29 protein-coding genes and 2 pseudogenes are annotated in these 24341 nt (G+C 69.7%); 7 read left to right on the top strand and 24 right to left on the bottom strand.

The window, feature by feature from the left end; all coding sequences use genetic code 11:
* Positions 1-3: 3 nt before the first annotated feature.
* The 12 genes and pseudogenes from rpsC to CNQ36_RS21130 all read right to left on the bottom strand — a co-directional run bounded on the left by rpsC (position 4) and on the right by CNQ36_RS21130 (position 7096).
* On the bottom strand, positions 4-831 hold the full coding sequence (gene rpsC / locus CNQ36_RS21185; RefSeq protein ID WP_004927271.1) for a 30S ribosomal protein S3: 828 nt from the start codon (positions 829-831) through the stop codon (positions 4-6).
* On the bottom strand, positions 831-1178 hold the full coding sequence (gene rplV / locus CNQ36_RS21180; RefSeq protein WP_019329637.1) for a 50S ribosomal protein L22: 348 nt from the start codon (positions 1176-1178) through the stop codon (positions 831-833). The genes rpsC and rplV overlap by 1 nt, the downstream gene beginning before the upstream one ends.
* Positions 1179-1222: 44 nt before the next feature.
* Positions 1223-1504, bottom strand: a complete 282-nt coding sequence (rpsS, locus tag CNQ36_RS21175) for a 30S ribosomal protein S19 (RefSeq protein WP_003948639.1) — start codon at positions 1502-1504, stop codon at positions 1223-1225.
* Positions 1505-1516: 12 nt separating this feature from the next.
* On the bottom strand, positions 1517-2353 hold the full coding sequence (gene rplB, locus CNQ36_RS21170; protein WP_004927281.1) for a 50S ribosomal protein L2: 837 nt from the start codon (positions 2351-2353) through the stop codon (positions 1517-1519).
* Between the two features lie 38 nt (positions 2354-2391).
* Positions 2392-2811, bottom strand: coding sequence for a 50S ribosomal protein L23 (gene rplW / locus CNQ36_RS21165; RefSeq protein ID WP_004927284.1), 420 nt, complete (start codon positions 2809-2811; stop codon positions 2392-2394).
* The gene (gene rplD / locus CNQ36_RS21160) at positions 2811-3470 is read right to left on the bottom strand and encodes a 50S ribosomal protein L4 (RefSeq protein ID WP_004927287.1); all 660 of its coding nucleotides are present in this window, start codon (positions 3468-3470) and stop codon (positions 2811-2813) included. The genes rplW and rplD overlap by 1 nt, the downstream gene beginning before the upstream one ends.
* An 8-nt stretch (positions 3471-3478) precedes the next feature.
* Entirely contained in the window at positions 3479-4123 is a 645-nt protein-coding gene (rplC, locus tag CNQ36_RS21155) for a 50S ribosomal protein L3 (RefSeq protein WP_121547159.1), read from the bottom strand.
* A 17-nt stretch (positions 4124-4140) separates the two neighbouring features.
* The gene (rpsJ, locus tag CNQ36_RS21150; RefSeq protein ID WP_003948644.1) at positions 4141-4449 is read right to left on the bottom strand and encodes a 30S ribosomal protein S10; all 309 of its coding nucleotides are present in this window, start codon (positions 4447-4449) and stop codon (positions 4141-4143) included.
* A gap of 473 nt (positions 4450-4922) precedes the next feature.
* Complete coding sequence (locus CNQ36_RS21145; RefSeq protein WP_121547158.1) at positions 4923-6161, bottom strand: DUF6357 family protein; 1239 nt, start codon at positions 6159-6161, stop codon at positions 4923-4925.
* 110 nt (positions 6162-6271) lie between these two features.
* A complete protein-coding gene (locus CNQ36_RS21140) occupies positions 6272-6460 on the bottom strand; it encodes a DUF397 domain-containing protein (RefSeq protein WP_121547157.1) in 189 nt (62 codons plus the stop codon).
* A pseudogene (locus CNQ36_RS21135) lies at positions 6457-6696 on the bottom strand (Scr1 family TA system antitoxin-like transcriptional regulator); the annotation flags it as partial. The pseudogene CNQ36_RS21135 and the gene CNQ36_RS21140, both read right to left, overlap by 4 nt.
* A gap of 67 nt (positions 6697-6763) precedes the next feature.
* On the bottom strand, positions 6764-7096 hold the full coding sequence (locus tag CNQ36_RS21130; RefSeq protein WP_121547156.1) for a cupin domain-containing protein: 333 nt from the start codon (positions 7094-7096) through the stop codon (positions 6764-6766).
* A 120-nt stretch (positions 7097-7216) separates the two neighbouring features.
* On the opposite strand from CNQ36_RS21130, the gene CNQ36_RS21125 reads away from it, so the two are divergent.
* A complete protein-coding gene (locus tag CNQ36_RS21125) occupies positions 7217-7975 on the top strand; it encodes a YqjF family protein (protein ID WP_121547155.1) in 759 nt (252 codons plus the stop codon).
* Between the two features lie 37 nt (positions 7976-8012).
* Here CNQ36_RS21125 and CNQ36_RS21120 read toward each other — a convergent pair whose 3' ends face one another.
* Together CNQ36_RS21120 and CNQ36_RS21115 are read right to left on the bottom strand one after the other, a co-directional pair.
* Positions 8013-8222, bottom strand: coding sequence for a 4-oxalocrotonate tautomerase family protein (locus CNQ36_RS21120; RefSeq protein ID WP_121547154.1), 210 nt, complete (start codon positions 8220-8222; stop codon positions 8013-8015).
* 56 nt (positions 8223-8278) lie between these two features.
* Complete coding sequence (locus CNQ36_RS21115; protein ID WP_121547153.1) at positions 8279-9052, bottom strand: SDR family oxidoreductase; 774 nt, start codon at positions 9050-9052, stop codon at positions 8279-8281.
* Positions 9053-9138: 86 nt separating this feature from the next.
* Between CNQ36_RS21115 and CNQ36_RS21110 the strand changes: the two genes are divergently transcribed.
* A complete protein-coding gene (locus tag CNQ36_RS21110; RefSeq protein WP_121548538.1) occupies positions 9139-9999 on the top strand; it encodes a helix-turn-helix transcriptional regulator in 861 nt (286 codons plus the stop codon).
* A gap of 146 nt (positions 10000-10145) precedes the next feature.
* Here the strand turns inward: CNQ36_RS21110 and gdhA are convergent, their stop codons facing one another.
* A complete protein-coding gene (gene gdhA, locus CNQ36_RS21105) occupies positions 10146-11504 on the bottom strand; it encodes an NADP-specific glutamate dehydrogenase (protein ID WP_163013320.1) in 1359 nt (452 codons plus the stop codon).
* A 279-nt stretch (positions 11505-11783) separates the two neighbouring features.
* On the opposite strand from gdhA, the gene CNQ36_RS21100 reads away from it, so the two are divergent.
* Both CNQ36_RS21100 and CNQ36_RS21095 read left to right on the top strand, forming a co-directional pair.
* On the top strand, positions 11784-12977 hold the full coding sequence (locus CNQ36_RS21100) for a sensor histidine kinase (protein ID WP_121547151.1): 1194 nt from the start codon (positions 11784-11786) through the stop codon (positions 12975-12977).
* Entirely contained in the window at positions 12974-13636 is a 663-nt protein-coding gene (locus CNQ36_RS21095) for a response regulator (RefSeq protein WP_121547150.1), read from the top strand. The genes CNQ36_RS21100 and CNQ36_RS21095 overlap by 4 nt, the downstream gene beginning before the upstream one ends.
* Positions 13637-13692: 56 nt before the next feature.
* Here CNQ36_RS21095 and CNQ36_RS21090 read toward each other — a convergent pair whose 3' ends face one another.
* Positions 13693-14139 (bottom strand): hypothetical protein, encoded by a 447-nt coding sequence (locus tag CNQ36_RS21090; RefSeq protein ID WP_121547149.1) that lies wholly within the window; start codon positions 14137-14139, stop codon positions 13693-13695.
* 393 nt (positions 14140-14532) lie between these two features.
* On the opposite strand from CNQ36_RS21090, the gene CNQ36_RS21085 reads away from it, so the two are divergent.
* A complete protein-coding gene (locus CNQ36_RS21085; protein WP_050782451.1) occupies positions 14533-15333 on the top strand; it encodes an SAM-dependent methyltransferase in 801 nt (266 codons plus the stop codon).
* Positions 15334-15498: 165 nt separating this feature from the next.
* Here the strand turns inward: CNQ36_RS21085 and CNQ36_RS21080 are convergent, their stop codons facing one another.
* Positions 15499-16518: an aldo/keto reductase gene (locus CNQ36_RS21080; protein ID WP_004927323.1), complete on the bottom strand. Its 1020-nt coding sequence runs from the start codon at positions 16516-16518 to the stop codon at positions 15499-15501.
* Positions 16519-16683: 165 nt separating this feature from the next.
* On the opposite strand from CNQ36_RS21080, the gene CNQ36_RS21075 reads away from it, so the two are divergent.
* The gene (locus CNQ36_RS21075; RefSeq protein WP_121547148.1) at positions 16684-17274 is read left to right on the top strand and encodes a TetR/AcrR family transcriptional regulator; all 591 of its coding nucleotides are present in this window, start codon (positions 16684-16686) and stop codon (positions 17272-17274) included.
* Between the two features lie 57 nt (positions 17275-17331).
* Positions 17332-17454, top strand: a pseudogene (locus tag CNQ36_RS21070) (LysR family transcriptional regulator); the annotation flags it as partial.
* A 160-nt stretch (positions 17455-17614) separates the two neighbouring features.
* On the opposite strand, the gene CNQ36_RS21065 reads toward CNQ36_RS21070, so the two are convergent.
* The 7 genes from CNQ36_RS21065 to CNQ36_RS21035 form a co-directional block, all read right to left on the bottom strand.
* Positions 17615-17878 carry a hypothetical protein gene (locus tag CNQ36_RS21065; RefSeq protein WP_121547147.1) on the bottom strand — a complete coding sequence of 88 codons (264 nt, stop codon included), beginning with the start codon at positions 17876-17878 and terminating at the stop codon, positions 17615-17617.
* A complete protein-coding gene (locus CNQ36_RS34800) occupies positions 17878-18813 on the bottom strand; it encodes an RpnC/YadD family protein (protein ID WP_163013319.1) in 936 nt (311 codons plus the stop codon). The genes CNQ36_RS21065 and CNQ36_RS34800 overlap by 1 nt, the downstream gene beginning before the upstream one ends.
* A 195-nt stretch (positions 18814-19008) precedes the next feature.
* Positions 19009-20202 carry an elongation factor Tu gene (gene tuf, locus CNQ36_RS21055; protein ID WP_004927329.1) on the bottom strand — a complete coding sequence of 398 codons (1194 nt, stop codon included), beginning with the start codon at positions 20200-20202 and terminating at the stop codon, positions 19009-19011.
* 169 nt (positions 20203-20371) lie between these two features.
* On the bottom strand, positions 20372-22498 hold the full coding sequence (gene fusA / locus CNQ36_RS21050; RefSeq protein WP_121547146.1) for an elongation factor G: 2127 nt from the start codon (positions 22496-22498) through the stop codon (positions 20372-20374).
* A gap of 39 nt (positions 22499-22537) precedes the next feature.
* On the bottom strand, positions 22538-23008 hold the full coding sequence (rpsG, locus tag CNQ36_RS21045; RefSeq protein WP_003992340.1) for a 30S ribosomal protein S7: 471 nt from the start codon (positions 23006-23008) through the stop codon (positions 22538-22540).
* Between the two features lie 2 nt (positions 23009-23010).
* Positions 23011-23382 (bottom strand): 30S ribosomal protein S12, encoded by a 372-nt coding sequence (rpsL, locus tag CNQ36_RS21040; protein ID WP_003948652.1) that lies wholly within the window; start codon positions 23380-23382, stop codon positions 23011-23013.
* 295 nt (positions 23383-23677) lie between these two features.
* Positions 23678-24232: a DUF1707 and DUF4190 domain-containing protein gene (locus CNQ36_RS21035; protein ID WP_121547145.1), complete on the bottom strand. Its 555-nt coding sequence runs from the start codon at positions 24230-24232 to the stop codon at positions 23678-23680.
* Positions 24233-24341 lie beyond the last annotated feature (109 nt).

Raw genomic sequence — 24341 nt, 5'->3', positions numbered from 1 at the left:
CGGTCAGGCCTCCGTTCCGGTGCTCTCAGCCGGAGCGGCAGCCGGAGCCTCGGCCTTGGGGGCCTCGGCAGCGGGAGCCTGCTGCGGCTTGCGGCCGCGACCGCCACGCTCGCCACCGCGGCCACCACGGGCCGGACGGTCGGCACCGCCACGGGCCGGGCGGTTGCCGGCGCGGGCAGCGGCGTTCTCGGCGCGGACCTCGGCGATGTTCTTGACGTCGCCCTTGTAGATCCAGACCTTCACACCGATGCGGCCGAAGGTCGTCTTGGCCTCGAAGAAGCCGTAGTCCACGTTCGCGCGGAGCGTGTGCAGGGGCACACGGCCCTCGCGGTAGAACTCCGAGCGGGACATCTCGGCGCCGCCGAGGCGGCCACCGCACTGGATCTTGATGCCCTTGGCGCCCGCCTTCATCGCCGACTGCATGCTCTTGCGCATGGCACGGCGGAAGGAGACGCGGGAGGAGAGCTGCTCGGCGACGGCCTGGGCAACCAGCTGAGCGTCGGTCTCGGGGTTCTTGACCTCGAGGATGTTCAGCTGGACCTGCTTGCCGGTGAGCTTCTCGAGGTCACCGCGGATGCGGTCGGCCTCGGCGCCGCGGCGGCCGATGACGATGCCCGGACGAGCGGTGTGGATGTCCACACGCACGCGGTCACGGGTGCGCTCGATCTCCACCTTCGAGATGCCGGCGCGCTCCATGCCGGACGTCATCATCCGACGGATGGCGACGTCTTCCTTGACGTAGTCCTTGTACAGCTTGTCGGCGTACCACCGGGACTTGAAGTCCGTGGTGACACCGAGCCGGAACCCATGCGGGTTAACCTTCTGGCCCATTACCGGGTTCCTTCCTTGCTGCTGACGACCACGGTGATGTGGCTGGTCCGCTTGCGGATCCGGTAGGCGCGGCCCTGGGCGCGCGGACGGAACCGCTTCAGGGTCGGGCCCTCGTCGACGTAGGCCTCGGAGATGTAGAGGCTGTCGGCGTCGGTGTGGTCGTAGTTGTGCGCGGCGTTGGCAATGGCGCTGTCCAGCACCTTGCCCACCGGCACGCTCGCGGCCTGCGGGGCGAAACGCAGGACCGCCTGAGCCTCCGTGGCGTCCATGCCACGGATGAGGTCCACCACGCGGCGGGCCTTCATGGGCGTGACGCGGATGTACCGCGCCTGGGCCCTGGCTTCCATGGTTGTCCCTTCAGTGTCTGTCATTGGTCATTCCACCCCGCTGGTTAGCGGCGCTTCGACTTCCGGTCGTCCTTGACGTGACCCCGGAAGGTGCGCGTCGGCGAGAACTCGCCGAGCTTGTGGCCGACCATGGACTCGGTGACAAACACCGGGATGTGGGTCTTGCCGTTGTGCACCGCGATCGTGTGGCCCAGCATCGCCGGGACGATCATCGAGCGACGGGACCAGGTCTTGATGACGTTCTTGGTACCGGCTTCGTTCTGGACGTCCACCTTCTTGATCAGGTGGTCGTCGACGAAGGGTCCCTTCTTCAAGCTACGAGGCATCTCAACCCGTCCTTAGCGCTTCTTGTTCGTCTTGCGGCGGCGGACGATGTACTTGTTCGACGCCTTCTTGGGCGAACGAGTACGGCCTTCCTTCTTGCCCCACGGGGACACGGGGTGACGACCACCGGAGGTCCGGCCCTCACCACCACCGTGCGGGTGGTCCACCGGGTTCATGACCACACCACGGACGGTCGGGCGAACGCCCAGCCACCGCTTACGGCCGGCCTTGCCCCAGTTGATGTTGCTCTGCTCGGCGTTGCCGACCTCGCCGACCGTGGCGCGGCAGCGCTGGTCGACCAGGCGGATCTCTCCGGACGGCATGCGGAGGTGGGCCATCGAGCCCTCCTTCGCGAGCAGCTGCACGGAGGCGCCGGCGGAGCGGGCGAACTTGGCGCCGCCACCGGGACGGAGCTCGATCGCGTGGATCGTGGTACCGACCGGGATGTTGCGGAGGGCCAGGTTGTTGCCCGGCTTGATGTCGGCCCCGGGACCGTTCTCCACGCGGTCGCCCTGCTGCAGGTTGCGCGGGGCGAGGATGTAGCGCTTCTCGCCGTCGGCGTAGTGCAGCAGCGCGATGCGCGCGGTGCGGTTGGGGTCGTACTCGATGTGCGCGACCTTCGCCGGCACGCCGTCCTTGTCGTGACGACGGAAGTCGATCACGCGGTAGGCGCGCTTGTGGCCACCACCCTGGTGGCGGACGGTCACACGACCGGAATTGTTACGGCCGCCCTTGCTGTGCAGGGGACGGACCAGCGACTTCTCCGGCGTGGACCGCGTGACCTCGACGAAGTCGGCGACGCTGGAGCCACGACGGCCCGGAGTCGTCGGCTTGTACTTGCGGATACCCATTTCTCAGTCCTCGTCCGATATCGAACGATCCTGACCGCTTACGCGGTCGGACCGCCGAAGATGTCGATACGGTCGCCCTCGGCGAGGGTCACGATCGCGCGCTTGGTCGCCGCGCGCTGGCCGAAGCCGGTGCGGGTGCGCTTGCGCTTGCCGATCCGGTTGATCGTGTTGACCCCGGTGACCTTGACCGAGAAGACCGCCTGGACGGCCTCCTTGATCTGGGTCTTGTTGGAGCCCGGCGCGACGATGAACGTGTACTTGTTCTCGTCGATCAGCGCGTAGCTCTTCTCCGACACGACCGGCTTCAGCAGGACGTCACGGGGGTCCGTGAAGGCCTTGCTGACCGGGGTGACGACGGTGTTCTTGCCCTCGGCGGCGTGACGACGCGCCTTGGCGACGCGCGCAGCCTTGGCCGCCTTGGCGGCCTTCGAGGCGATCGAGGGGTGACGGGCAGCCATCAGACCTCGCTCCCTTCGTTGTCGTTGGCCTTGTTCGGGCCGGCGACGAAGGACTCGAAAGCGGCCTTGGTGAAGACCACGTCGTCCGAGACGAGAACGTCGTACGTGTTCAGCTGGCCCGGCTCCAGGATGTGGACCTGGGGCAGGTTGCGGGCGGACAGCCACGCGGCCTCGTCGGCGCGGTCGACGACCAGGAGCAGGTTCTTGCGCTCCGAGATCTTGCCGAACAGCGTCCTGGCGGCCTTCGTGGAAGGCGTCTCACCCTCGATCACGCCGGAGACGACGTGAATGCGGTTGTGGCGCGCCCGGTCGGTGAGGGCGTGACGCAGAGCGGCAGCCTTCATCTTCTTCGGGGTGCGCTGCGAGTAGTCGCGCGGCACGGGACCGTGCACGACGCCACCACCGGCGAACTGCGGCGCGCGGGTCGAGCCCTGACGGGCGCGGCCGGTGCCCTTCTGGCGGTACGGCTTCTTGCCGCCACCACGGACCTCGCCGCGACGCTTGGTCTTGTGCGTGCCCTGGCGGGCAGCGGCGTTCTGCGCGACGACGACCTGGTGGATCAGCGGGATGCTGATCTTCTCCACGCCGAAGATCTCCGCGGGGAGCTCGACGCTACCGGTCTTCTCGCCCGCAGGCGAAAGGATGTCAACAGTGCTCATCGGTTACCTCAGGCCCCCTTGGCCGCGGTGCGGACCAGGACGAGGCCGCCGTTCGGACCGGGAACCGCGCCCTTGATGAGCAGCAGACCCTTCTCCGCGTCAACGGCGTGGACGGTCAGGTTCTGGGTGGTGACCCGCTCGTTGCCCATGCGACCCGCCATGCGGAGGCCCTTGAACACGCGGCCCGGGGTGGCGCAGCCACCGATGGAGCCCGGCGAGCGGTGCTTGCGCTGGGTGCCGTGACCGGCGCCGAGGCCCTTGAAGTTGTGACGCTTCATGACACCGGCGAAGCCCTTGCCCTTGCTCTTGCCGGTGACGTCGACCTTCACGCCGGACTCGAAGACCTCGGCGGTGACTTCCTGGCCCAGCGTGTACTCGGAGGCGTCCGACGTGCGGATCTCGACGAGGTGACGACGGGGGGTGACGTCGGCCTTGGCGAAGTGGCCCTTGAGGGGCTTGTTCACCTTGCGCGGGTCGATCTCGCCGAAGGCGATCTGGACCGACTCGTAGCCGTCGACGTCGTTCGTACGGACCTGGGTGACGACGTTGGGGCCGGCCTTGACGACGGTGACCGGAACAACACGGTTGTTCTCGTCCCACACCTGCGTCATGCCGAGCTTCTCGCCCAGGATGCCCTTGATCTGCTTGGTCATCTCTCAGATCACCGGCCTCAGAGCTTGATCTCGATGTCGACACCGGCCGGGAGGTCGAGTCGCATCAGGGAGTCAACGGTCTTGGGGGTCGGGTCGAGGATGTCGATCAGGCGCTTGTGCGTGCGCATCTCGAAGTGCTCGCGCGAGTCCTTGTACTTGTGCGGCGACTTGATGACGCAGTACACGTTCTTCTCAGTGGGCAGCGGCACCGGGCCCGCGACCGACGCACCAGTGCGAGTCACCGTCTCGACGATCTTCTTCGCCGAAGAGTCGATGACCTCGTGGTCGTAGGCCTTGAGCCGGATGCGGATCTTCTGTCCCGCCATGGCTACTTCGTAGTCCTGTCTCTCTTTACGCTCCGGAACCCGGCAGGGATCCCTTTCGCTCCGACCCACGCGGTCGGGCGTGTCGCTCTCCACCTGACACAGATGTCCCTTGTTCGAACATCCCTGCGGGATTGACACGGCCTTACCAGCACCGCGGACCGGGGGCGAAACACCCACCGGGTGCCTGGCCGGCGCCGCGCGTACGCTTCCCGGAAGATTCCCGTACGTCCGCCCCTACACCTTTCGATGTAATACCTGGGACGACGAGTACTGTGGGACTCGCTTCCGGTCCTCCCGGCGGGAGGCGCGCAGCATCAACGCTCGACCGAGCAACTCCGACAGTTTGCCACAGAGGGCGGTGCCCTGGCCAATCGGGCGGTAGAGAGTACCCCCCGGGTGACGCAGATCAAACGCCGGAGCGCCCGCAACACGCGGCTGAAGGCACGAAAGCAGTGCCCCCGTGCCCCGGCCGGCTACCGGGCGGCGTCGCGCCGCTGTCGCGCCCGTTCGAACTCCTCGTTGTCCGACATCCACGGGCCGAGGCCGTCGAGCGCGGCACAGCCACCTCGGACGAAGGCACCCACCAGGCCGCGGTAGCCGCTCATCCCGTCGATCAGGGCGTACTCGACCCGGTATTCCGGATCGGAACCGTCCGTGCCCTCCCGCACCGTGGTGATCCGGGCCGCCGAGTCCGCGTAGAAGTGCACCTGGATGCCCTCGCCCCGCTCCTCGTCCTCGATGGTGAAGACCTTGTTGTCCGTGGCGGAGCGGTCGCCGACGAACTCCCAGAACTCGGCGGTGGCGCTCAGACGGCTGCCCGGACGCCAGGTCTTCTCGGTCTTCTTGTCGTCGGTGAACGACAGGACCGTTCCCGCCCGCTCACCGGTGGCGTTCCCGTCGTCCAGGAGCGTGTCCTTGGCGCGGTCCGCGGCCTCCGAGCACATCAGGAAGCTCACGGTGCGCACCGCGTCGTCCGCGAGGCCGGGGTGGACGCCGCGCACGGCCCCGCTCACCGCCGCCTCCATCCGCTTCCAGTCCCGTTTGTCCGTGGCGCGCTTGCCCTGTCGCGGATCACGGCCGATGCTCAGGCCGGCGCACGCCTGTTCGGCGGTGGCGAGGACGCGCATGACCTCGGGCAGCAGCACGGGGTCGACGGCGTCGGGCAGCCGCTTCGGGATCGTCGCGCCGTGTGCGTACTGGCCCGTGTACCGCAGGATCGCGGCATCGAGCGGCGAGAGCGTGACGCCCCTCGCCGCACGGCGGCGCCGCGCGGCGTCGTCCTGCGCCCGCTTCCGGTCGGGCGTCTCCGTCGCCGTGCGCGTCGCCGCGTGGACCCGGCCGCCGTCCAGCATCTCGATGTCGGCCCCGTGGGCGACGAGTGTGCCCCTGACCCACGGGATGCGCCGGAACAGCGCGTCGACGTCCGCCGGGGGCGAGAGAAGGATCGGGTCCAGCAGCGCGACGGCGGCGCTTTCGTCGAGCGGTCCCCGGGTTCCGGCGGCGTCGCACAGCGGAATCACCGCACTCCACAGCAGCAGATGCCGTCCCAGGTCCTCCCGGATCACCGCGAGATGGTCCTCCCGCACGGGGAACGTGAACGTACGGGGACTGTGCGTGGCATCCGCCCCCGCACCCAGCAGCAGCCTCAGCTCCCCGTCCTGGCGGACCACGCTCGGAATCCAGCCCCCGCGCGTGAACACGATGTCTTTCATACGATCATTGTCGCCGCTCGACATCATCGAGGAGGCCGACTGAGCCACCGCCGGCGCCCTGCACCCCAGGTGAGGCTTCGGCCCCGGGCGGCGTGCGGGCGTCGTGGGGGTCAGCTCTGCGACGCGTAGGTCACGAAGTCCGCCCATGCCTCCCGCGTGAGCGCGAGCCGCGGGCCGGAGGTCTTCTTCGAGTCGCGGACGTGGACTGTGGTGAGGGTGGGGGCGACTTCGATGCAGTCGTTGCCGTTGCTGCTGTCGCTGTAGCTGCTCTTGAACCAGTGGAGTTCTGCAGTGCTCATAGTCTCCCCAGCGTTCGCTCGATGAAGGCCTGCGACTCCCTCGGCGTGAGAGCCTGCGCCGGGATCATGCGATAGCGCAATTCCAGGATCCGGAGGTCCTTGGGGCTCGAAACCGGGCGGCCGTTGAACGCGCCGTCGGAACGTCCTACCGCCGTGCCGTCGGCGAACTTCAACACCTCGATCAGGCCTTGCGATCCCGCGTGTTCCTGCCGATCGGTAGGCATGACCTGAAGCGCACCCGGCACCCGGGCGCGAAACGGTCCTCCCCGAGCGGCGCACGCCCTTCGCCACATGGCCGTTCGATCATGCCCGTTTGGCGACCGTAAGGACCACCGCCGCGTCCTCCAGCGCCTGGAGGCCGTGACGGGCCGGCGGGATGACGAGGAGATCGCCGGAGCGGCCCTCCCATTCAGTGTCGCCGCTGGAGAGGCGGACTCGGCCGCGCAGCACCAGCAGGGTCGCCTCGCCGGGACTGTCGTGCTCGGCGAGGCTCGTGCCCGCGGTCAGCGCGAGCAGGGTCTGGCGCAGGGTGTGCTCGTGGCCGCCGAAGACCGTGGTGGCGCTGCGGCCGCTGGGCGTAGCGGCGGCGCGTTCCAGGTGTTCGCGGGCGAGGGCGTCGAGGGAGAGCTTCTGCATGGCTCAAGCCTTCCCGCGCGGGCCGGTCGGCCGCCAGGGCCGTGTGGGGTACATCGTGGCGTCCGCCACGTTCACCCGTGCGGCCGTACCGCGGGCTCCGCTCCCCGTGATACTGGCGCGGTGCCCCCGCCACCGCAGCCCATCACGCCGGACCCGCCGGAGACGATCGCGCGCCCGCTGCTCACCCAGTCGTGGCTGGACCTGACGTTTCTGCACTGGGCGGTGGACCCGGCGGAGGTGGCCGGTCTGCTGCCGCCGGGCACGGTGCCCGACACCCTGGACGGTGTCACGTACGTCGGCCTCGTCGCGTTCCGGATGCACCGGGTGGGGTGGCTGCGGCTGCCGGGCGTTCCGTATCTCGGGAACTTCCCGGAGACCAACGTCCGTCTGTACTCGGTGGACGCGCACGGGCGGCGCGGGGTGGTCTTCCTGTCCCTGGACGCCTCCCGGCTGATTCCGGTGGCGGTCGGGCGCCTCGGGTTCCGGATGCCGTACCTCTGGTCCCGGATGCGCGTGGAGCACACCGGCGGGGACACGGTGACGTACACCGCCTCCCGGCGCTGGCCCGGGCCGCGGGGCGCCGGCGGCCGTATCACCGTGCGCCGGGGCGAGCCGATCGGGGAGCCGACCGCGCTGGAGCACTTCCTCACCGCCCGCTGGGGCATGCACGGCGCGTTCTTCGGGCGCTCGCTGTACCTGCCGAACGCGCATCCGCGCTGGCCCCTGCACCGGGCCGAGCTGGTGGAGTGCGAGGAGGACCTGGTCACGGCGGCGGGTCTGCCGGCGCCGGCCGGGGAGCCGGTGAGCGTGCTGTACTCACCGGGCGTCCCCGCCCGCTTCGGACGCCCGGCCCGTCCGGCCGGCATCCCCACGCCGTGACGGCGTGACGGACCTGGGTCCGCGGCCTTGGGGACGGTCAGGCGGTGCCGTTCAGCATCGCGGCCGTGAGGACGTCGCCGGCGACCCCCCAGCCGCCGTCGGGGACCTCGTCGACGAGGACGACGGTGGTGGGGCGGGCCCGTTCCCCGTAGATCTCCGCGTAGAGGTCGGTAGTGCGCTCGACGAGCTTCCTCTTGTCCTCGGCGGTGAGGGTGCCCGCGGGGACCTTGAACTGGGCGAAAGGCATGGGTGTCTCCTGACAGGGGGTGGTGGTGGGTTCGTTGTCGTGCGGTCGCGCCGTCGTCAGACCATGCCGCCGTTGGCGCGCAGGACCTGGCCGTTCACCCAACGCCCCGCGGGGCTGCCGAGGAAGGCGACCACGGCGGCGATGTCGTCGGGCGTGCCCAGTCGCTCCAGCGGCGGCGTCTTGGCCAGCCGGTCGACCTGCTCGGGGGTCTTGCCCGTGAGGAACATGTCCGTGGCCGTCGGGCCGGGGGCCACGGTGTTCACCGTGACGTCCCGTCCGCGCAGCTCGCGCGCCAGGATGAGCGTCATCGCCTCCACGGCGCCCTTGCTCGCCGCGTACGCCCCGTACGCCGGGAACTGCGTGCCGACCACGGAGGACGAGAACGCCACGAACGAGCCACCCGCGCGCAGCCGCCGGGCCGCCTGCTGGGCCACCACGAAGGTGCCCCGGATGTTGGTGCGGTGCAGGGCGTCGAGTGCCGCCAGATCCAGGTCGGCGATGGGCGACAGGACCATCCGCCCGGCCGAGTTCACGACCACGTCGACGCCGCCGAACTCCTCCTCCGCCCGGTCGAACAGCCCGGCGACCTCCTTCTCCTCCGCCACGTCCGCCCGTACGGCGACCGCCCGGCCGCCGGCCTCGGTGATCGCCGCCACCGTCTCCTCGGCGGAAGCCTCGTCACGGGTGTAGTTCACGACGACGGCCAGGCCGTCCTCGGCGAGCTTGCGCGCGACCGCCCGGCCGATGCCACGCGATCCGCCGGTGACGACGGCGACGCGTACGGCTGCCGGAGCGGAAGTGTCCTGACTCTGGTGCTGGTTCGTGGTCATGCCTCCACCCTGCGCGGCGGCGGCCGGCGCATCCAGGGGATGTCATCCCCTGGGTCGGCGGCCCGGCCCGACGCACAATGGGCGCCATGAGCGCCGCGAAGTACGCCGAGCTGGGGACGTTCCTGCGTTCACGGCGGGAACGCATCCGCCCGGCCGACGTCGGTCTGCCGGCCGGGCCCAGACGTCGGGTGCCCGGGCTGCGCCGCGAGGAAGTGGCCCAGCTCGCCGGAGCGTCGGTGGACTACTACAACGAGCTGGAGCGCGGGGCCGGATCCCAGCCGTCCGAGCAGATGATCGCCGCGCTGGCGAGGGCGCTGCGGCTGAGCGCCGACGAGCGCGACTACCTGTACCGCCTGGCGGACCGCCCGGTGCCGGTGCAGGGCGGGACCGCCTCGCACGTCCACCCCGGCATGCTGGACCTGCTCGGCCGCCTGGCCTCGACGCCGGCGCAGGTGATCACCGACCTGCACGTCACCCTCGTGCAGAATCCGCTCGCGGTGGCGCTGCTCGGGGACCAGTCCGGTTTCCGGGGCCCCCGGGCCAGCTTCGTCCACCGGTGGTTCACCGAACCCGCGACCCGGGACCAGTACCCCGGGGCCGACCACGAAAGGCACTCCCGCTCCTTCGTCGCGGACCTGCGGGCCGCCGTCGCACGGAGGGACGCGAAGGACCCCGAGGCCGGGGCGATGGTACGGACGCTGCTCGACGTCTCACCGGAGTTCGCCGCGCTGTGGGCCGACCACGACGTGGCCTTCCGGCGGGACGACCGGAAGCGGCTCGTCCATCCCACGCTGGGTCCGATCGAGGTCAACTGTCTGCACCTGTTCAGCGAGGACGGGCGTCAGCGGCTGCTCTGGTTCACCCCGGCCGTCGGGACGGACAGCGCGGGGCTGCTGGATCTGCTGTCGGTGGTCGGGACGCAGGAGGTCGTCGAGCCGTCGGGCTGACGCCCTTCCCTCCGTGCCCTTCCCCGCGCGCCCCACAGGGCCCAGGCGGGCGGGCGGCGGAAGCGGCTGCTTCGACCGTCCCGCCGCGCGTCCCGGGACCCGCCGCCCGCGCCCCTCGCGGGGCCGGCGGCGGGCTCACCCGTGCGTCAGATGACGCCCTGCGCGAGCATCGCGTCCGCCACCCGCTCGAAGCCGGCGATGTTCGCGCCGGTCACGTAGTCGCCGGGGGCGCCGTACCGCTCGGCGGTCTCGGCGCAGGTGGTGTGGATGTCGGTCATGATGCGGGCCAGCTCGTCCTCGACCTGGTCGGCCTTCCACGAGGTGCGCGACGCGTTCTGCGTCATCTCCAGCGCGCTGACCGCGACACCGCCCGCGTTGGCCGCCTTGCCGGGGCCGAAGGCGACGCCGGCCTGCTGGAGGAGCTGCACGGCCTCGGGGGTGGTCGGCATGTTGGCGCCCTCGGAGACGGCCTTCACGCCGTTGCGGATGAGGGCGTCGGCGTCCACGGCGTTCAGCTCGTTCTGGGTCGCCGACGGCAGGGCCACGTCTGCCGGTACCTCCCAGACCCGCCCGCCGGGCACGAAGCGCGCGGAGGCGCCCCGGCGCTCGGCGTAGGCGCTCACCCGGCCGCGCTCGACCTCCTTGATCTGGCGGAGCAGCTCCACGTCGATGCCCTTCTCGTCGACGACGTAGCCGCTGGAGTCGGAGCAGGTCACCGCGTTGGCGCCGAGGGCGGCCAGCTTCTGGATGGTGTAGATCGCGACGTTGCCGGAGCCGGAGACGACCGCGGTCTGCCCCTCCAGGTCCTCGCCCCGGGAGCGCAGCATGGCCTCCGCGAACAGCACGTTGCCGTATCCGGTCGCCTCGGGACGGATCAGCGAGCCGCCCCAGCCGGCGCTCTTGCCGGTGAGGACGCCGCCCTCCCAGCGGTTGGTGATCCGCCGGTACTGGCCGAACAGGTAGCCGATCTCGCGGGCGCCGACACCGATGTCGCCGGCCGGGATGTCGGTGTACTCACCGATGTGCCGGTGCAGCTCGGTCATGAAGGACTGGCAGAAGCGCATGACCTCCGCGTCGCTGCGGCCCTGCGGGTCGAAGTCGCTGCCGCCCTTGCCGCCGCCGATGCCGAGGCCGGTCAGGGCGTTCTTGAAGATCTGCTCGAAGCCGAGGAACTTGATGATGCCGAGGTTCACCGAGGGGTGGAAGCGCAGACCGCCCTTGTAGGGGCCGAGGGCGCTGTTGTATTCGATCCGGAAGCCCCGGTTGACGTGGACGCGGCCTTGGTCGTCCTGCCACGGCACCCGGAACATGATCTGCCGCTCCGGCTCGACGAGCCGCTCCACGAGCCCCGGCACGGCGTACTCGGGACGCGCGGCCAGCACCGGGGCGAGTGTGTCCAGCACCTCGCGCGCGGCCTGGTGGAACTCGGGTTCCGCCGGGTTGCGCCGCTCGATCTCGGCACGCAGTCGGTCGAGCGAAGTCTTGGAGTCGGGTCGAGAGCTCACGGGGGCCCCTTCTGGCGCGGCTGACACCGGTACGGGTACCGGTGATGGGCGCTCGGCGCCGTTGCCGCGCGCAGGACAGCGGCCGCTCAGGGGGTGAGGAAGAAGGTTGCCCGAGGCGGCCAGCCTCTCAGTGTTACCTCTGTGTAAACCGGAACGGCAAGAACCGCGCAGGACTGTCCGCTATCTGAGACCCGTTGTGCGGAGGCCGGGACGGCCCGCCGGGGTCGGCCGTAGCATCCCGCGATGACCCCGTCTCGATTACGTCGCCTGCCGCCCCTCGTGGCCGACTCCGCCGTCGCCGTCGGTTTCGCGGCGGTCGGCTGCATCGCGGGCGCCTACTACCGGCCGCCCGGCTGGCACACCTTCGACGCGCTCGGGTACGCGCTGTCCTGTCTGGCCGCACTGCCCCTGGCGGTACGGCGCCGGCTCCCGGTGACGACGGTGCAGGCGTCGGCGGCCGCGTACGCCGTCTATCTCGGCCTCGGCTACCAACCGTCCGTGAACGTCTGGACACCGGTCGTCGGTCTGCTCAGCGTGGCCGGATGCCGTCCGCTCGCCGTGTCCTGGGCGGCGGCCGCTCCGGTGGGCGCGGTGATGGTGCTGAGCGGTCTCGCCGGCCGTCTCCATCCCGCGCTGGTCGTCGCCCAGGCCGCGCTCGTCCCCGTGGTGGCCATCGCCTTCGGCCATACTCGCTACCTCCTCGTCCGCGCCAACGCCAGGCTGCGCGAGGTGACGGCGGACCTGGTGGCCGAGCAGGAGGCGCGGGCCCGCAACGCCGTCACGCTGGAACGCATGGCGATCGCACGCGAGTTGCACGATGTGGTGGCCCACCACCTGTCGGTGATCACCATTCAGGCGGGGCTCGCGGAGACGGTGCTCACCTCGGACGTCCCGGCGGCCCGCGGCGCCCTGCGGACGGTCGCCGAGACGGGGCGCGGCGCGCTCGACGAGCTGCGGCGCCTGCTCACCGTCCTGCGCGTCCAGTCCGACGACGCCGGCCAGGAGCCTCCGTACGAGGCGGCGCCCCGCCTCGACCAGCTGCCCGAACTGGTCGGCGGCGCCACGGCGGCGGGCCTCGACATCCGGTTCACGGCGGCGGGTGAGCCGGTCCCCCTGCCGCCCGTCGTCGACGTGTGCGTCTACCGGGTCGCCCAGGAGGCGCTCACCAACGTCATCAAGCACGTCCCCGGCGCACGGGTCGACCTCAGCCTCGACTACACCCCTGACCAGGTCGTCCTCGCGATCCGCGACGACGGGGGCCCGCGCGGTGGCGTTCGCACGGGCGAGCGACCTGAAACCGTCCCCGGCGCGGGACTCGGCTTGATCGGCATGCGCGAACGGGCCAGGATCTGCGGAGGACGTCTGTCCGCGACGCCGCAGGACGGAGGCGGGTTCGACGTCGAGGTGGCCCTCCCGCTGCGTGAGCCGCGCCGTGCGGGCCCGGAGGAGGCGGAGGGGCAGGGACGACCATGACACGCGTACTCGTGGTGGACGACCAGGAACTGGTCAGGGCCGGGCTCGCCTCCCTGCTCCGTACGGCGCCGGACATCACCGAGGTGCGGGAGGTCTCCGACGGCGAGGCGGCCGTCGCGGCGGCGGAACGCGAGCGCTTCGACGTCGTCCTCATGGACATCCGGCTTCCCGGCATGAACGGCATCGCCGCCACCGAGACGATCCTGCGGAAGGTGCCGGACCCGCCGCACGTGATCGTGCTGACGACGTTCGACGTCGACGAGTACGTGTACGAGGCCTTACGGGCCGGCGCCAGCGGCTTCCTCCTCAAGGACACCTCGCCGCGGCGGCTCATCGAGGCGGTCGGCGTCGTGACGCGCGGCGAGATGCTGTTCGCCCCGGCCGTCACCCGGCGTCTGGTGGAGGCCTACACCCGCCAGCCCGCCTCCGCGGTGGAGCCGGAGGCGCTGTCGGACCTGACCGCACGCGAGCGCGAGGTACTGCGGCTGGTCGGCCTGGGCATCGACAACGAGGCCATCGCCGGACAACTGCACGTCACCGAGGGCACCGTGAAGACGCACCTGCACCGCATCATGACCAAGCTCTCCCTCAACAGCCGCGCCCAGGCGGTCGTCATGGCGTACGAGAGCGGCCTGGTCGTCCCCGGCCGGACCCGCTGACCCGCCGGTGGCGTGGCGCACCACTCCCCTCGGTGGTGCGCCACACGTTTCCGGCGTCAGCCGTCGACGCTCACGCGCGAGGCCTCGGCACAACTGCTCAGCGTGTTACTGCTGTTGAAGAGGCACACCTTGATGCCCACCTTGGTGCCCGCGATGATGTTGCCGTACTCCTTGAAGGGATCCCAGACGACGGCCGCGCCGGCCAGCCCGTTGGTGTTGTTCTTGGCCCCGAGGTAGAGGCTGCCGATCCAGGCGTACGCCCGGACGCCCTTGCCGTCGCTGCAGTAGTCGTGGATGACGAGGTAGTCGTCGTTGTTGCCGCCGCCCGGGGCGCCGGCGCCGTAGTCGACGAAGTCGACCGCGCCGCATCCGCCGCCCGTCGTGCTCACCGAGAAGCTGTCGTTGGTGCCGGCGAAGGCGGCCTGCGTACCGAACAGCATCGCCGCGGCGACGAACGCGGACGTGGTGAACGCCGCACGGGCGGCCCTGACACGGAAGTTCATGGTGATTCCCCCAAATCGGTGTGGTCGGCCGCCGTGCCCCTTGCCACGCCGGCCCCAGGTCCTTCGACCTGCGCATGACACTACGAGCGCGGCTCCACGCCGTCGTCCAGCCCAGACCTGAGATGTACCGCCCGCCGTGTGCTCACGGCCGTACACCGGTGGTTGACCCCGCGCCCGGGGCCGCCGGGCTTCCTTCGTTGCCGTGGCCACCGGCATCTCGAAGTGGGCGCGTTACTCCGTGACCCGGCGGTGGTGGAACCCCTGGTCGATCACTTCCGGTGGTGCCCGGCGCACCGCACCGATCAGGCCCGGTTATCGTGGCGGCTCACGGCCGCGGAAGGTCAACTGCCGCGCGGGACAAGGGGAATCGACGTGGATCAGCGGAACTCCGGCATGGACGCTCCCATACGGATCGACACCAGTAAGCCGCATCCCGCGCGGATGTACGACTGGTTCCTCGGCGGCAAGGACAACTACCCGGTGGACGAGGAGCTGGGCAGGCAGCTCGTGGCGTTCGCGCCGCCCATCCCCGTGATGGCGCGGATGAACCGGGCGTTCATGCACCGGGCCACCCGCTGGGTGGCCGGCCAGGGCGTACGCCAGTTCCTCGACGTCGGGACCGGCATCCCGACGGAGCCGAACCTGCACCAGGTGGCTCAGGGCCTCGCCGCCGACGCACGGGTCGTGTACTGCGACAACGACCCCATCGTCCTGGTCCACGCCGAGGCGCTGCTGCGCGGCACCCCCGAAGGGGTCGTCGACTATGTCCAGGCGGACGCCCGCGACACCGCCGCCATCGTCGACCGCGCCCGCAGGACGTTGGACTTCGAGCGGCCGGTCGCGCTCTCCCTGATCGCGCTGCTGCACTTCATCGGCGACGAGGACGGGGCGTACGAGCTGGTGGACCGGCTCAAGGAGGCGCTGGCGCCCGGAAGCCACCTGATCATGTCCCACCTCACGCCCGACTTCCACCCGGAGGAGGCGTCGAAGAAGGTGACAGACCTGTACCGGGCTGGCGGGCTCACCATGGACATGCGCAGCCGGGAGCGGTTCGCCCGCTTCTTCGACGGGCTGGAGATCGTCGGCCCCGGCATCGTGGCCGCCGAGGAGTGGCATCCGGAGCTCGGTGAGCCGGTCCCCGGACAGGACGGTGTCCACAGCGGGGCCTATGTGGCGGTGGCCCGCAAGGCGTGACGCCGCACCTCCTTCAGGGTGTCCCGCAGCGCGTGAGCGGCGCGGCGACACCCGTGCCCGCGGCCATTCGCCCACCCCGCACCCGATGACTTCGCCGGCGACCCGCCGCGCGAGGCAGGCCGGGTACGGCGCTTCCAGCCCGGACCGGTGGGCGCCTCCGGGCGGTCAGCGGCGGCGCAGTGAGGAGTCGAGCAGCGAGGGCGGCGTGTCGCGCTTCTCGTGCGGGGCCAGGTCGACGCCCGGAGCGACGATCCCGTCGATCGCGTCGAGCACGTCGGCGGAGAGCACGGTGTCGGCAGCGGCGAGCTGCGCCCGCAGGTGCTCCGGCGTGCGCGGGCCGATGAGCGCGCTGGTCACACCGGGATGCGCGGTCACGAATCCGAGCGCCAGCTGGATCATCGTCAGCCCGGCCCCTTCGGCGACCTCGGCCAGCCGCTCGACGGCGTCGAGCCGGGCCCGGTTGGCGGGGAGCGAGGGGTCGAAGCGGTCCGGCATGACCGTCGAGCGGTGCGTGGCGACGTCGCGCCCCTCGCGTATCGCGCCGGACAGCCAGCCCGAGGCCAGCGGACTCCACACCAGCACGCCGAGCCCGTACTCCTCGGTCACCGGCAGGACGTGGGTCTCGACCCCGCGCTGCAGGATCGAGTAGCTGGGCTGCTCGGTGACGTACCGGCCCAGGCGCAGCTCCCGCGCGGCCCACTGCGCCTGCACGATGCGGTACGCGGGGAAGGTGGAGGAGCCGAAGTAGCGGATCTTCCCCGCGCGTTGCAGGTCGGTCAGCGCGGACAGGGTCTCCTCGTCGCTGGTGGCCGGGTCCCAGCGGTGCATCTGGTACAGGTCGACGTGGTCGACGCCGAGCCGGCGCAGGCTGTCCTCCAGCGCGGTGACGAGCCAACGGCGCGAACCGCCCCGGTGGTTGCGCTCCTCCCCCATCGGCATGGTCGCCTTCGTGGCCAGCACGATGTCGTCGCGGCGCCCGGCGATGGCCTTGCCGACCATCTCCTCCGACTCCCCGCCGCCGTACATGTCGGCGGTGTCGATGACGTTGACGCCGGCTTCCAGGGCGGCGTCGACGATGGCGGTGGCCTCCTCCTGGCCGGTGCGCCCGATGGCGCCGAAGTTCATCGCGCCGAGCGCGAGCGTACTGACCTGGACGCCGGTCCGGCCGAGGGTGCGGTACTGCATGACTGTGTCTCCTCATGACAGAAGGAACCCGAAACGGAACACTGTTCCGGTACGCTCCAAACGATACGGAACACTGTTCCGTTTTGGCAAGCATTCGAAGGAGTGAGCGTGCGCGGGCATGCGTGAGACCATGCGGGAGCGCGCGAGATCTGGAGGAACAACGCGGTGAACCAGAGCGACGAGGGCGTCGGGCCCGGAGACCGGTCACGGCGGAAGGACGCCCGGCGCAACAAGGAGACGCTGCTCGAGGCGGCCGTCGCGGCCTTCCTCACGTCGGGCGTGAACGCCCCGGTGCGCGACATCGCGTCCCGGGCCGGCGTCGGGCTCGGCACCCTCTACCGCCACTTCCCGACCCGGGCCGATCTGATCATCGCCGTCTACCGGCACCAGGTGGACGCCTGCGCCGAGGCCGGGCCGGCACTCATGGCCGCCGCCGCGACCCCGCACGCCGCCCTGCGGCAGTGGATCGACCTGTTCGTCGACTTCCTGGTCACCAAGCACGGGCTCGCCGCCGTCCTGCGGTCCGACGACAGCGGCTTCGAAGGGCTGCACACCTACTTCATCGACCGTCTCCTGCCGGTCTGCGCGGAGCTGCTCGACGCCGCGATCTCCGCTCATGAGATCCGCACCGACATCGACGCCCTGACCCTCATGCGCGGCGTCGGCAACCTCTGCATCGGCGCGGAGAGCGATCCCGGCTACGACGCGCGCCGCCTGGCCGGCGTCCTGATCGACGGACTGCGCCTGCCACGCTGACGGCCGGACCCGCGTCACCTGCCCCGTCCCCGTCACCCCACCCCGCAAGCTCCCCGCATGGAGCTGGAGTTACGGCATCCCAGAACGATGCGGGCGATCGCGGGCGCAGGCGGCCTCACCCGGGCGGCAACCGACCTCGGGCTCGCCCAGCCCGCACTGAGCTCCCAGCTCAAGCGGATCCGGGCGACACGGTCACCTACCGCGGCCCCGGCCACCGGCCCTGCCGGGCCGGGAGCCCCCGAACGTCCCGGCGCTGTGGCAGCGCGTGTGATGACCTGACCGACGGGGGACGGAAGCGGCCCCGGGCCGCCACGACGGCGCACCCGGGGCCGCTTCCCTGTCACCGCTCCGCGGCCCCCGACTCCCCGGCCGACGCGAAGATCTCCGCCGTCGACGTGGCGGTCAGAGCCTTCCTGAACCACAGGCCCAGCACATCGGGATCACCACAACCGACAATCCGCTCCCGATCCTGCTCGGAAACCTCGACACCCCGATGCCCCAACAGCAACAGGAGGTCCTTCGCCCGGCTCTCCGCCTGGCCCTCCGCCCGGCCCTCCGCCCGGAGCTGCTGAGCGGTCTGCGACTGGAAGAACGAAAGGTCCATCAGTCCGCGAGGCCCGACTCCCCGGCCGACGCGAAGATCTCCGCCGTCGACGCGGCGGTCAGGGCGTTCCTGAACCACAGGCCCAGCACATCGGGATCACCACAACCGACAATCCGCTCCCGATCCTGCTCGGAAACCTCGACACCCCGATGCCCCAACAGCAACAGGAGGTCCTTCGCCCGGCTCTCCGCCTGGCCCTCCGCCCGGCCCTCCGCCCGGCCCTTCGCCTGGCCCTCCGCCCGGAGCTTCTGAGCGGTCTGCGACTGGAAGAACGAAAGGTCGACGGCCATGAGATGCCTCCACAATTCCGCGGCCTGCGTCGTGCCGAGGCCCTGTTCCGTGAGTTCGATGAAGGTGGTTGCGGTGTCCTCGTCGTCGGCCGACACGCTCTTGAGTGCCTTGGCCAGCGCGTTCAGTATGGCATCGGCGCCCGGATCACGGCGGTGCAGCGCCGCGGACAGGACCGTGAGCGGGATGTCCCGAGCGGCCTCGTCGGGGCTGTCGATCACCGGTACGTCGTCGGGCCCCAGCACCAGCGGGCGCAGAGTGAGCGAGGGCCACTGGCGGGGGCCGATGTCGACCTGCCGGGCCGCCCAGGCCGCCGTCCCCCGGTCCGCGCACACGACGAGGAGTACGGGCGGGACGCGGTACTTGGCGTACACGTAGGAGAGGTAGTACGCCCAGCTGGCGGGCTTGTCCGGGGCCGGCCGGCCCTGCGACTCGACCGCCAGCAGGAAACTGCCGTCCTCGGTGTCCATCCGCAGCAGCGTGTCCACCCTGCGTTCCAGCGGCTGCGTCTCCGTGAGGTCCGTGGAGAGTTCGGTGGCGGAGACGGGTGGAGGGAAGGCGACGCCGAGGTGTCTGGCGGCGCGGGCGAAGAGGCCCGGGTCCTGCTGGAAGATCCGGTGCAGGGCCTCATGGGATGAGCTGACCATGAGGCGAAGTTATGGGCGGCGCGGCATGTGCCGGGCAGATATGCCTCTTCATTCGGGCGAACGAGTGACACCCCGGGAGCGCCGTTGACACCAAGCAGCCGAAAGCTCCGCGCACGCGAAAGGGCCCGCACGACCGAGGTCGTGCGGGCCCTCCCAGGTGCTCGCGGAAGGAGCTACCAGGTCAGATCAGCAAGCTCACTTGTTGATCTTGGTGACCTGGCCGGCGCCCACGGTCCGGCCACCCTCACGGATGGCGAACTTCAGGCCCTCCTCCATGGCGACGGGCTGGATGAGCTCCACCTTCATCTCGGTGTTGTCACCCGGCATGACCATCTCGGTGCCCTCGGGGAGGGTCACGACGCCGGTCACGTCCGTCGTACGGAAGTAGAACTGCGGGCGGTAGTTGTTGAAGAACGGGGTGTGACGGCCACCCTCGTCCTTCGACAGGATGTAGGCCTGGGCCTCGAACTCGGTGTGCGGGGTGACCGAACCGGGCTTGATGATGACCTGGCCGCGCTCGACGTCCTCGCGCTTGATGCCACGGAGGAGCAGACCGACGTTCTCACCGGCCTGACCCTCGTCGAGCAGCTTGCGGAACATCTCGATGCCGGTGACCGTGGTGGTGGTCTTCTCGTTCTTGATGCCCACGATGTCGACGGTCTCGTTGACCTTGAGGACACCGCGCTCGATACGACCGGTGACGACGGTGCCACGACCGGTGATCGTGAAGACGTCCTCGATCGGCATCAGGAACGGCTTGTCGACGTCACGCTCGGGCTGCGGGATGTTCTCGTCCACGGCCTTCATGAGCTCGAGGACGGAGTTGCCCCACTCCTTGTCGCCCTCGAGGGCCTTGAGCGCGGAGACCTTGACGACCGGCAGGTCGTCGCCCGGGAACTCGTACTCGGAGAGCAGCTCACGGACCTCGAGCTCGACGAGCTCCAGGATCTCCTCGTCGTCCACCATGTCGGCCTTGTTCAGGGCGACGACGATGTACGGAACGCCGACCTGGCGGGCCAGGAGCACGTGCTCCTTGGTCTGCGGCATCGGGCCGTCGGTGGCCGCGACCACGAGGATGGCGCCGTCCATCTGCGCCGCACCCGTGATCATGTTCTTGATGTAGTCCGCGTGACCGGGGCAGTCGACGTGGGCGTAGTGACGCGTCTCGGTCTGGTACTCGACGTGCGCGATGGAGATGGTGATACCGCGCTGGCGCTCCTCGGGAGCCTTGTCGATCTGGTCGAAGGCCGAGGCCTCGTTCAGGTCCGGGTACGCGTCGTGCAGCACCTTGGTAATGGCGGCCGTGAGGGTCGTCTTACCGTGGTCGATGTGACCGATGGTGCCGATGTTGACGTGCGGCTTAGTCCGCTCGAACTTCGCCTTCGCCACGGGGGTCCTCCTGAGAGTGGTTCTGGTACGCCTTACTCATCGGCGCCAGGTGATCTTTGCTGGGAAACCCGGACCCGGGGCATTCCACCGGGTTGGCGGTGGAATGCCCACTTGCAGGCTCCGGGGTCAAGCCTAAAGCGTGTGAACGTGGTCCGTTAAACGGAGTCCGCTACTCGCCCTTGGCCTTCGCGATGATCTCCTCGGCGACGTTCCGCGGAACCTCGGCGTAGGAGTCGAACTGCATGGAGTAGCTGGCCCGGCCGGACGTCTTGCTGCGCAGGTCGCCGACGTAACCGAACATCTCCGAGAGGGGCACGAGACCCTTCACGACGCGGGCACCCGCCCGCTCCTCCATGGCCTGGATCTGGCCACGGCGGGAGTTGATGTCGCCGATGACCTCACCCATGTAGTCCTCGGGCGTGGTGACCTCGACGGCCATCATCGGCTCCAGGAGCACGGGCGAAGCCTTGCGCGCGGCCTCCTTGAAGGCCTGCGAACCGGCGATCTTGAACGCGAGCTCGGAGGAGTCGACCTCATGGTAGCCACCGTCGATGAGCGTGACGCGGACGCCAGTCATCTCGTAGCCGGCCAGAATGCCGAACTGCATGGCCTCCTGCGCACCGGCGTCCACCGAAGGGATGTACTCCTTCGGGATGCGGCCACCGGTGACCTTGTTCACGAACTCGTACGAGGCGTCGCCGCCCTCGATCGGCTCGATCGCGATCTGCACCTTGGCGAACTGACCGGTACCACCGGTCTGCTTCTTGTGGGTGTAGTCCACGCGCTCGACGGCCTTGCGGATCGTCTCACGGTACGCGACCTGGGGCTTGCCGACGTTGGCCTCGACCTTGAACTCACGGCGCATACGGTCGACCAGCACCTCGAGGTGCAGCTCGCCCATACCACCGATGATGGTCTGGCCGGTCTCCTCGTCCGAGTGGACCTGGAAGGACGGGTCCTCCTCGGCCAGACGCTGGATCGCGACGCCGAGCTTCTCCTGGTCGCCCTTCGACTTGGGCTCGATGGCGACCTGGATGACCGGCGCCGGGAAGTCCATGGACTCCAGGATCACCGGGTTCTTGTCGTCGGACAGCGTCTCACCGGTGGTGGTCTGCTTCAGGCCCATGACGGCGACGATGTCGCCGGCGCCCACCGACTCGATCTCCTCACGCTTGTTGGCGTGCATGCGGTAGATCTTGCCGATGCGCTCCTTCTTGCCCTTGACGGAGTTCAGCACGGCGGTGCCGGACTCCAGGCGGCCCGAGTAGACCCGGACGAAGGTGAGCTTGCCGAGGTGCGGGTCGCTCATGATCTTGAACGCGAGCGCGGCCAGCGGCTCGTCCTCGGACGGCTTGCGCTTGACGACGACCTCGGGGTCCTTGACGTCGTGGCCCTCGATGGCCTCCACGTCGAGCGGGGTCGGCAGGTAGCGCACGACCGCGTCGAGCAGGGGCTGGACGCCCTTGTTCTTGAACGCGGTGCCGCAGAACACCGGGGTGACCGTGGTGTCGCTGGACTTGCCGGACGCGATGGTGATGCGACGGATCGCGGTGTACAGCTGCTCCGTGGTGGGCTCCTGGCCCTCCAGGTACAGCTCCATGATCTCTTCGTCGTTCTCCGCGACGGCCTCGAGCAGCTTGCCGCGCCACTCCTCGGCGGCCTCGGTGTGCGTGGCCGGGATGTCGACGACGTCGTACATCTCGCCCTTGGCCGCCTCGGCGGACCACACGAAGGCCTTCATCGTCACGAGGTCGACGACGCCCTTGAAGTCGGCCTCGGCACCGATCGGGAGCTGCATGACCAGCGGCTGGGCGCCCAGGCGGTCCGAGATCATCTCCACGCAGCGGTGGAACTCGGCGCCGGTACGGTCCAGCTTGTTCACGAAGCAGATGCGCGGGACGCCGTAACGGTCAGCCTGACGCCACACCGTCTCGGACTGCGGCTCGACACCGGCGACACCGTCGAACACGGTCACGGCACCGTCGAGCACACGCAGGGAACGCTCCACCTCGACGGTGAAGTCGACGTGCCCCGGGGTGTCGATGATGTTGATCGTGTAGTCGTTGTCCTCGAGCGGCCAGTGGCAGGTGGTCGCAGCAGACGTGATCGTGATGCCACGCTCCTGCTCCTGCTCCATCCAGTCCATGGTGGCGGCGCCGTCGTGGACCTCACCGATCTTGTACGACACACCGGTGTAGAACAGGATCCGCTCGGTGGTGGTCGTCTTGCCCGCGTCGATGTGGGCCATGATCCCGATGTTGCGGACCTTGGCCAGGTCAAGTGAAGTGGTAGCCATAAGGCTTCAGTCTTCTCTCGGTCTCGATGTGGGTAGCGACTACCAGCGGTAGTGCGCGAAGGCCTTGTTGGACTCGGCCATCTTGTGCGTGTCCTCGCGCTTCTTCACAGCGGCACCAAGGCCGTTGGAGGCGTCGAGAAGCTCGTTGAGCAGACGCTCGGTCATGGTCTTCTCGCGACGGGCGCGGGAGTAACCGACCAGCCAGCGCAGCGCGAGCGTGTTGGCACGACCGGGCTTGACCTCGATCGGAACCTGGTACGTCGCACCACCGACACGGCGGGACTTGACCTCGAGGGTCGGCTTGATGTTCTCCAGCGCGCGCTTCAGCGTGATGATCGGGTCGTTGCCCGTCTTCTCACGCAGACCTTCCATCGCGCCGTAGACGATGCGCTCGGCGGTGGAACGCTTGCCGTTGAGCAGCACCTTGTTGATCAGGGAGGTCACCAGAGGAGAACCGTAGACCGGGTCGATGATGACCGGGCGCTTCGGGGCGGGGCCCTTACGAGGCATTCTTACTTCTCCTTCTTGGCGCCGTAACGGCTGCGAGCCTGCTTGCGGTTCTTGACACCCTGGGTGTCGAGGGAACCGCGGATGATCTTGTAGCGAACACCCGGCAGGTCCTTCACACGGCCGCCGCGCACGAGCACGATGGAGTGCTCCTGCAGGTTGTGTCCCTCACCCGGAATGTAGGCCGTGACCTCGATGCCGCTGGTCAGACGCACACGCGCGACCTTACGCAGGGCCGAGTTCGGCTTCTTCGGGGTGGTCGTGAACACACGCGTGCAGACGCCACGACGCTGAGGGGAACCCTCGAGTGCGGGCGTCTTGTTCTTCTCGACCTTGTCCTGCCGGCCCTTGCGGACCAGCTGCTGGATCGTAGGCACTACTTCTCCGGTTTCTGTGTGCCGATGGGTACAGCTAACCTGGAACATCTCCGACCCACGCGGTCGGGTGTGTCGAATCCCGCGGACTCCTACCGCGAGGCAGAGAGGCGCTGAATTACGGTGGCCGTTCAACAGCCCCCGGTGCGGTCTGATGGCACGCACGAAGGCCAGGGCACACCCCAGGCACAAGGTCTGAGCGTACCTACCGCATTCGCTGCGGTCAAAACAAATGGGCCCGGCCCGCGCCGACGGGCGGAACACGGCAAATGCGTACACCGTTGTTGATCTTCGATTGTCAACCGAAGGCGAGCGCCAGCGCGAACGACAGCATCATCACGAGCGCCCACACGCCGTTCGCCAGCCAGCCGAGCGCCAGACCGGTCAGCGCCAGTCCGTCGCCCGCCTCGCCCGTGCGCGAGATCTCGGCCCGCGCCGCGTGCCCCAGGATCACCGCGGGGATGCCGGTCAGCCCGAGGGTGACCAGACAGAGCCCGCCGCACACCGCGGAGGCGACCGCCTTGCCGTTCACCCGCGCCCTGGGCGCCGGCAGGAACACCGCCGGCACGGCCGGCACGGGGTGCCCGGCGTGCGCCGCGGGCCCCTGCGGGAGGTCGGCCACCAGCAGCGCCAGTTCCCCCACCGTACGGGCCGCGTACGCCCGCGCGACCCTGCGGTCGAACTCGGGCTTCTCCAGCCGGCCCTCCCCGTAACCGGCTCTGAGCACGTCCACGGCCCGCTCCCGGTCGGCGTGCGAGGCGAGCATCGAGGGCACGCCCTGACCGGCCCACGGCTGCGGCACACCGTGCCCCTGCTGCCAGGGCTGCCACTGCGGATACGGCGAGTACGACACCGAGCACCATCTCCCCCATCACACCGGGTCCCCTCCATCATGCGCTGGAGCGGACGTTCCGGCACGGGAGGAGACGAAACAGGCGCGGTGACCGGTTCCCGGGCGCCCC

The organism is Streptomyces fungicidicus (assembly GCF_003665435.1).
In the GTDB taxonomy this organism is placed as follows: domain Bacteria; phylum Actinomycetota; class Actinomycetes; order Streptomycetales; family Streptomycetaceae; genus Streptomyces; species Streptomyces fungicidicus.
Note: the sequence above shows the minus strand (reverse complement) of the source record. Positions and strands in the feature narration are given on the sequence as shown.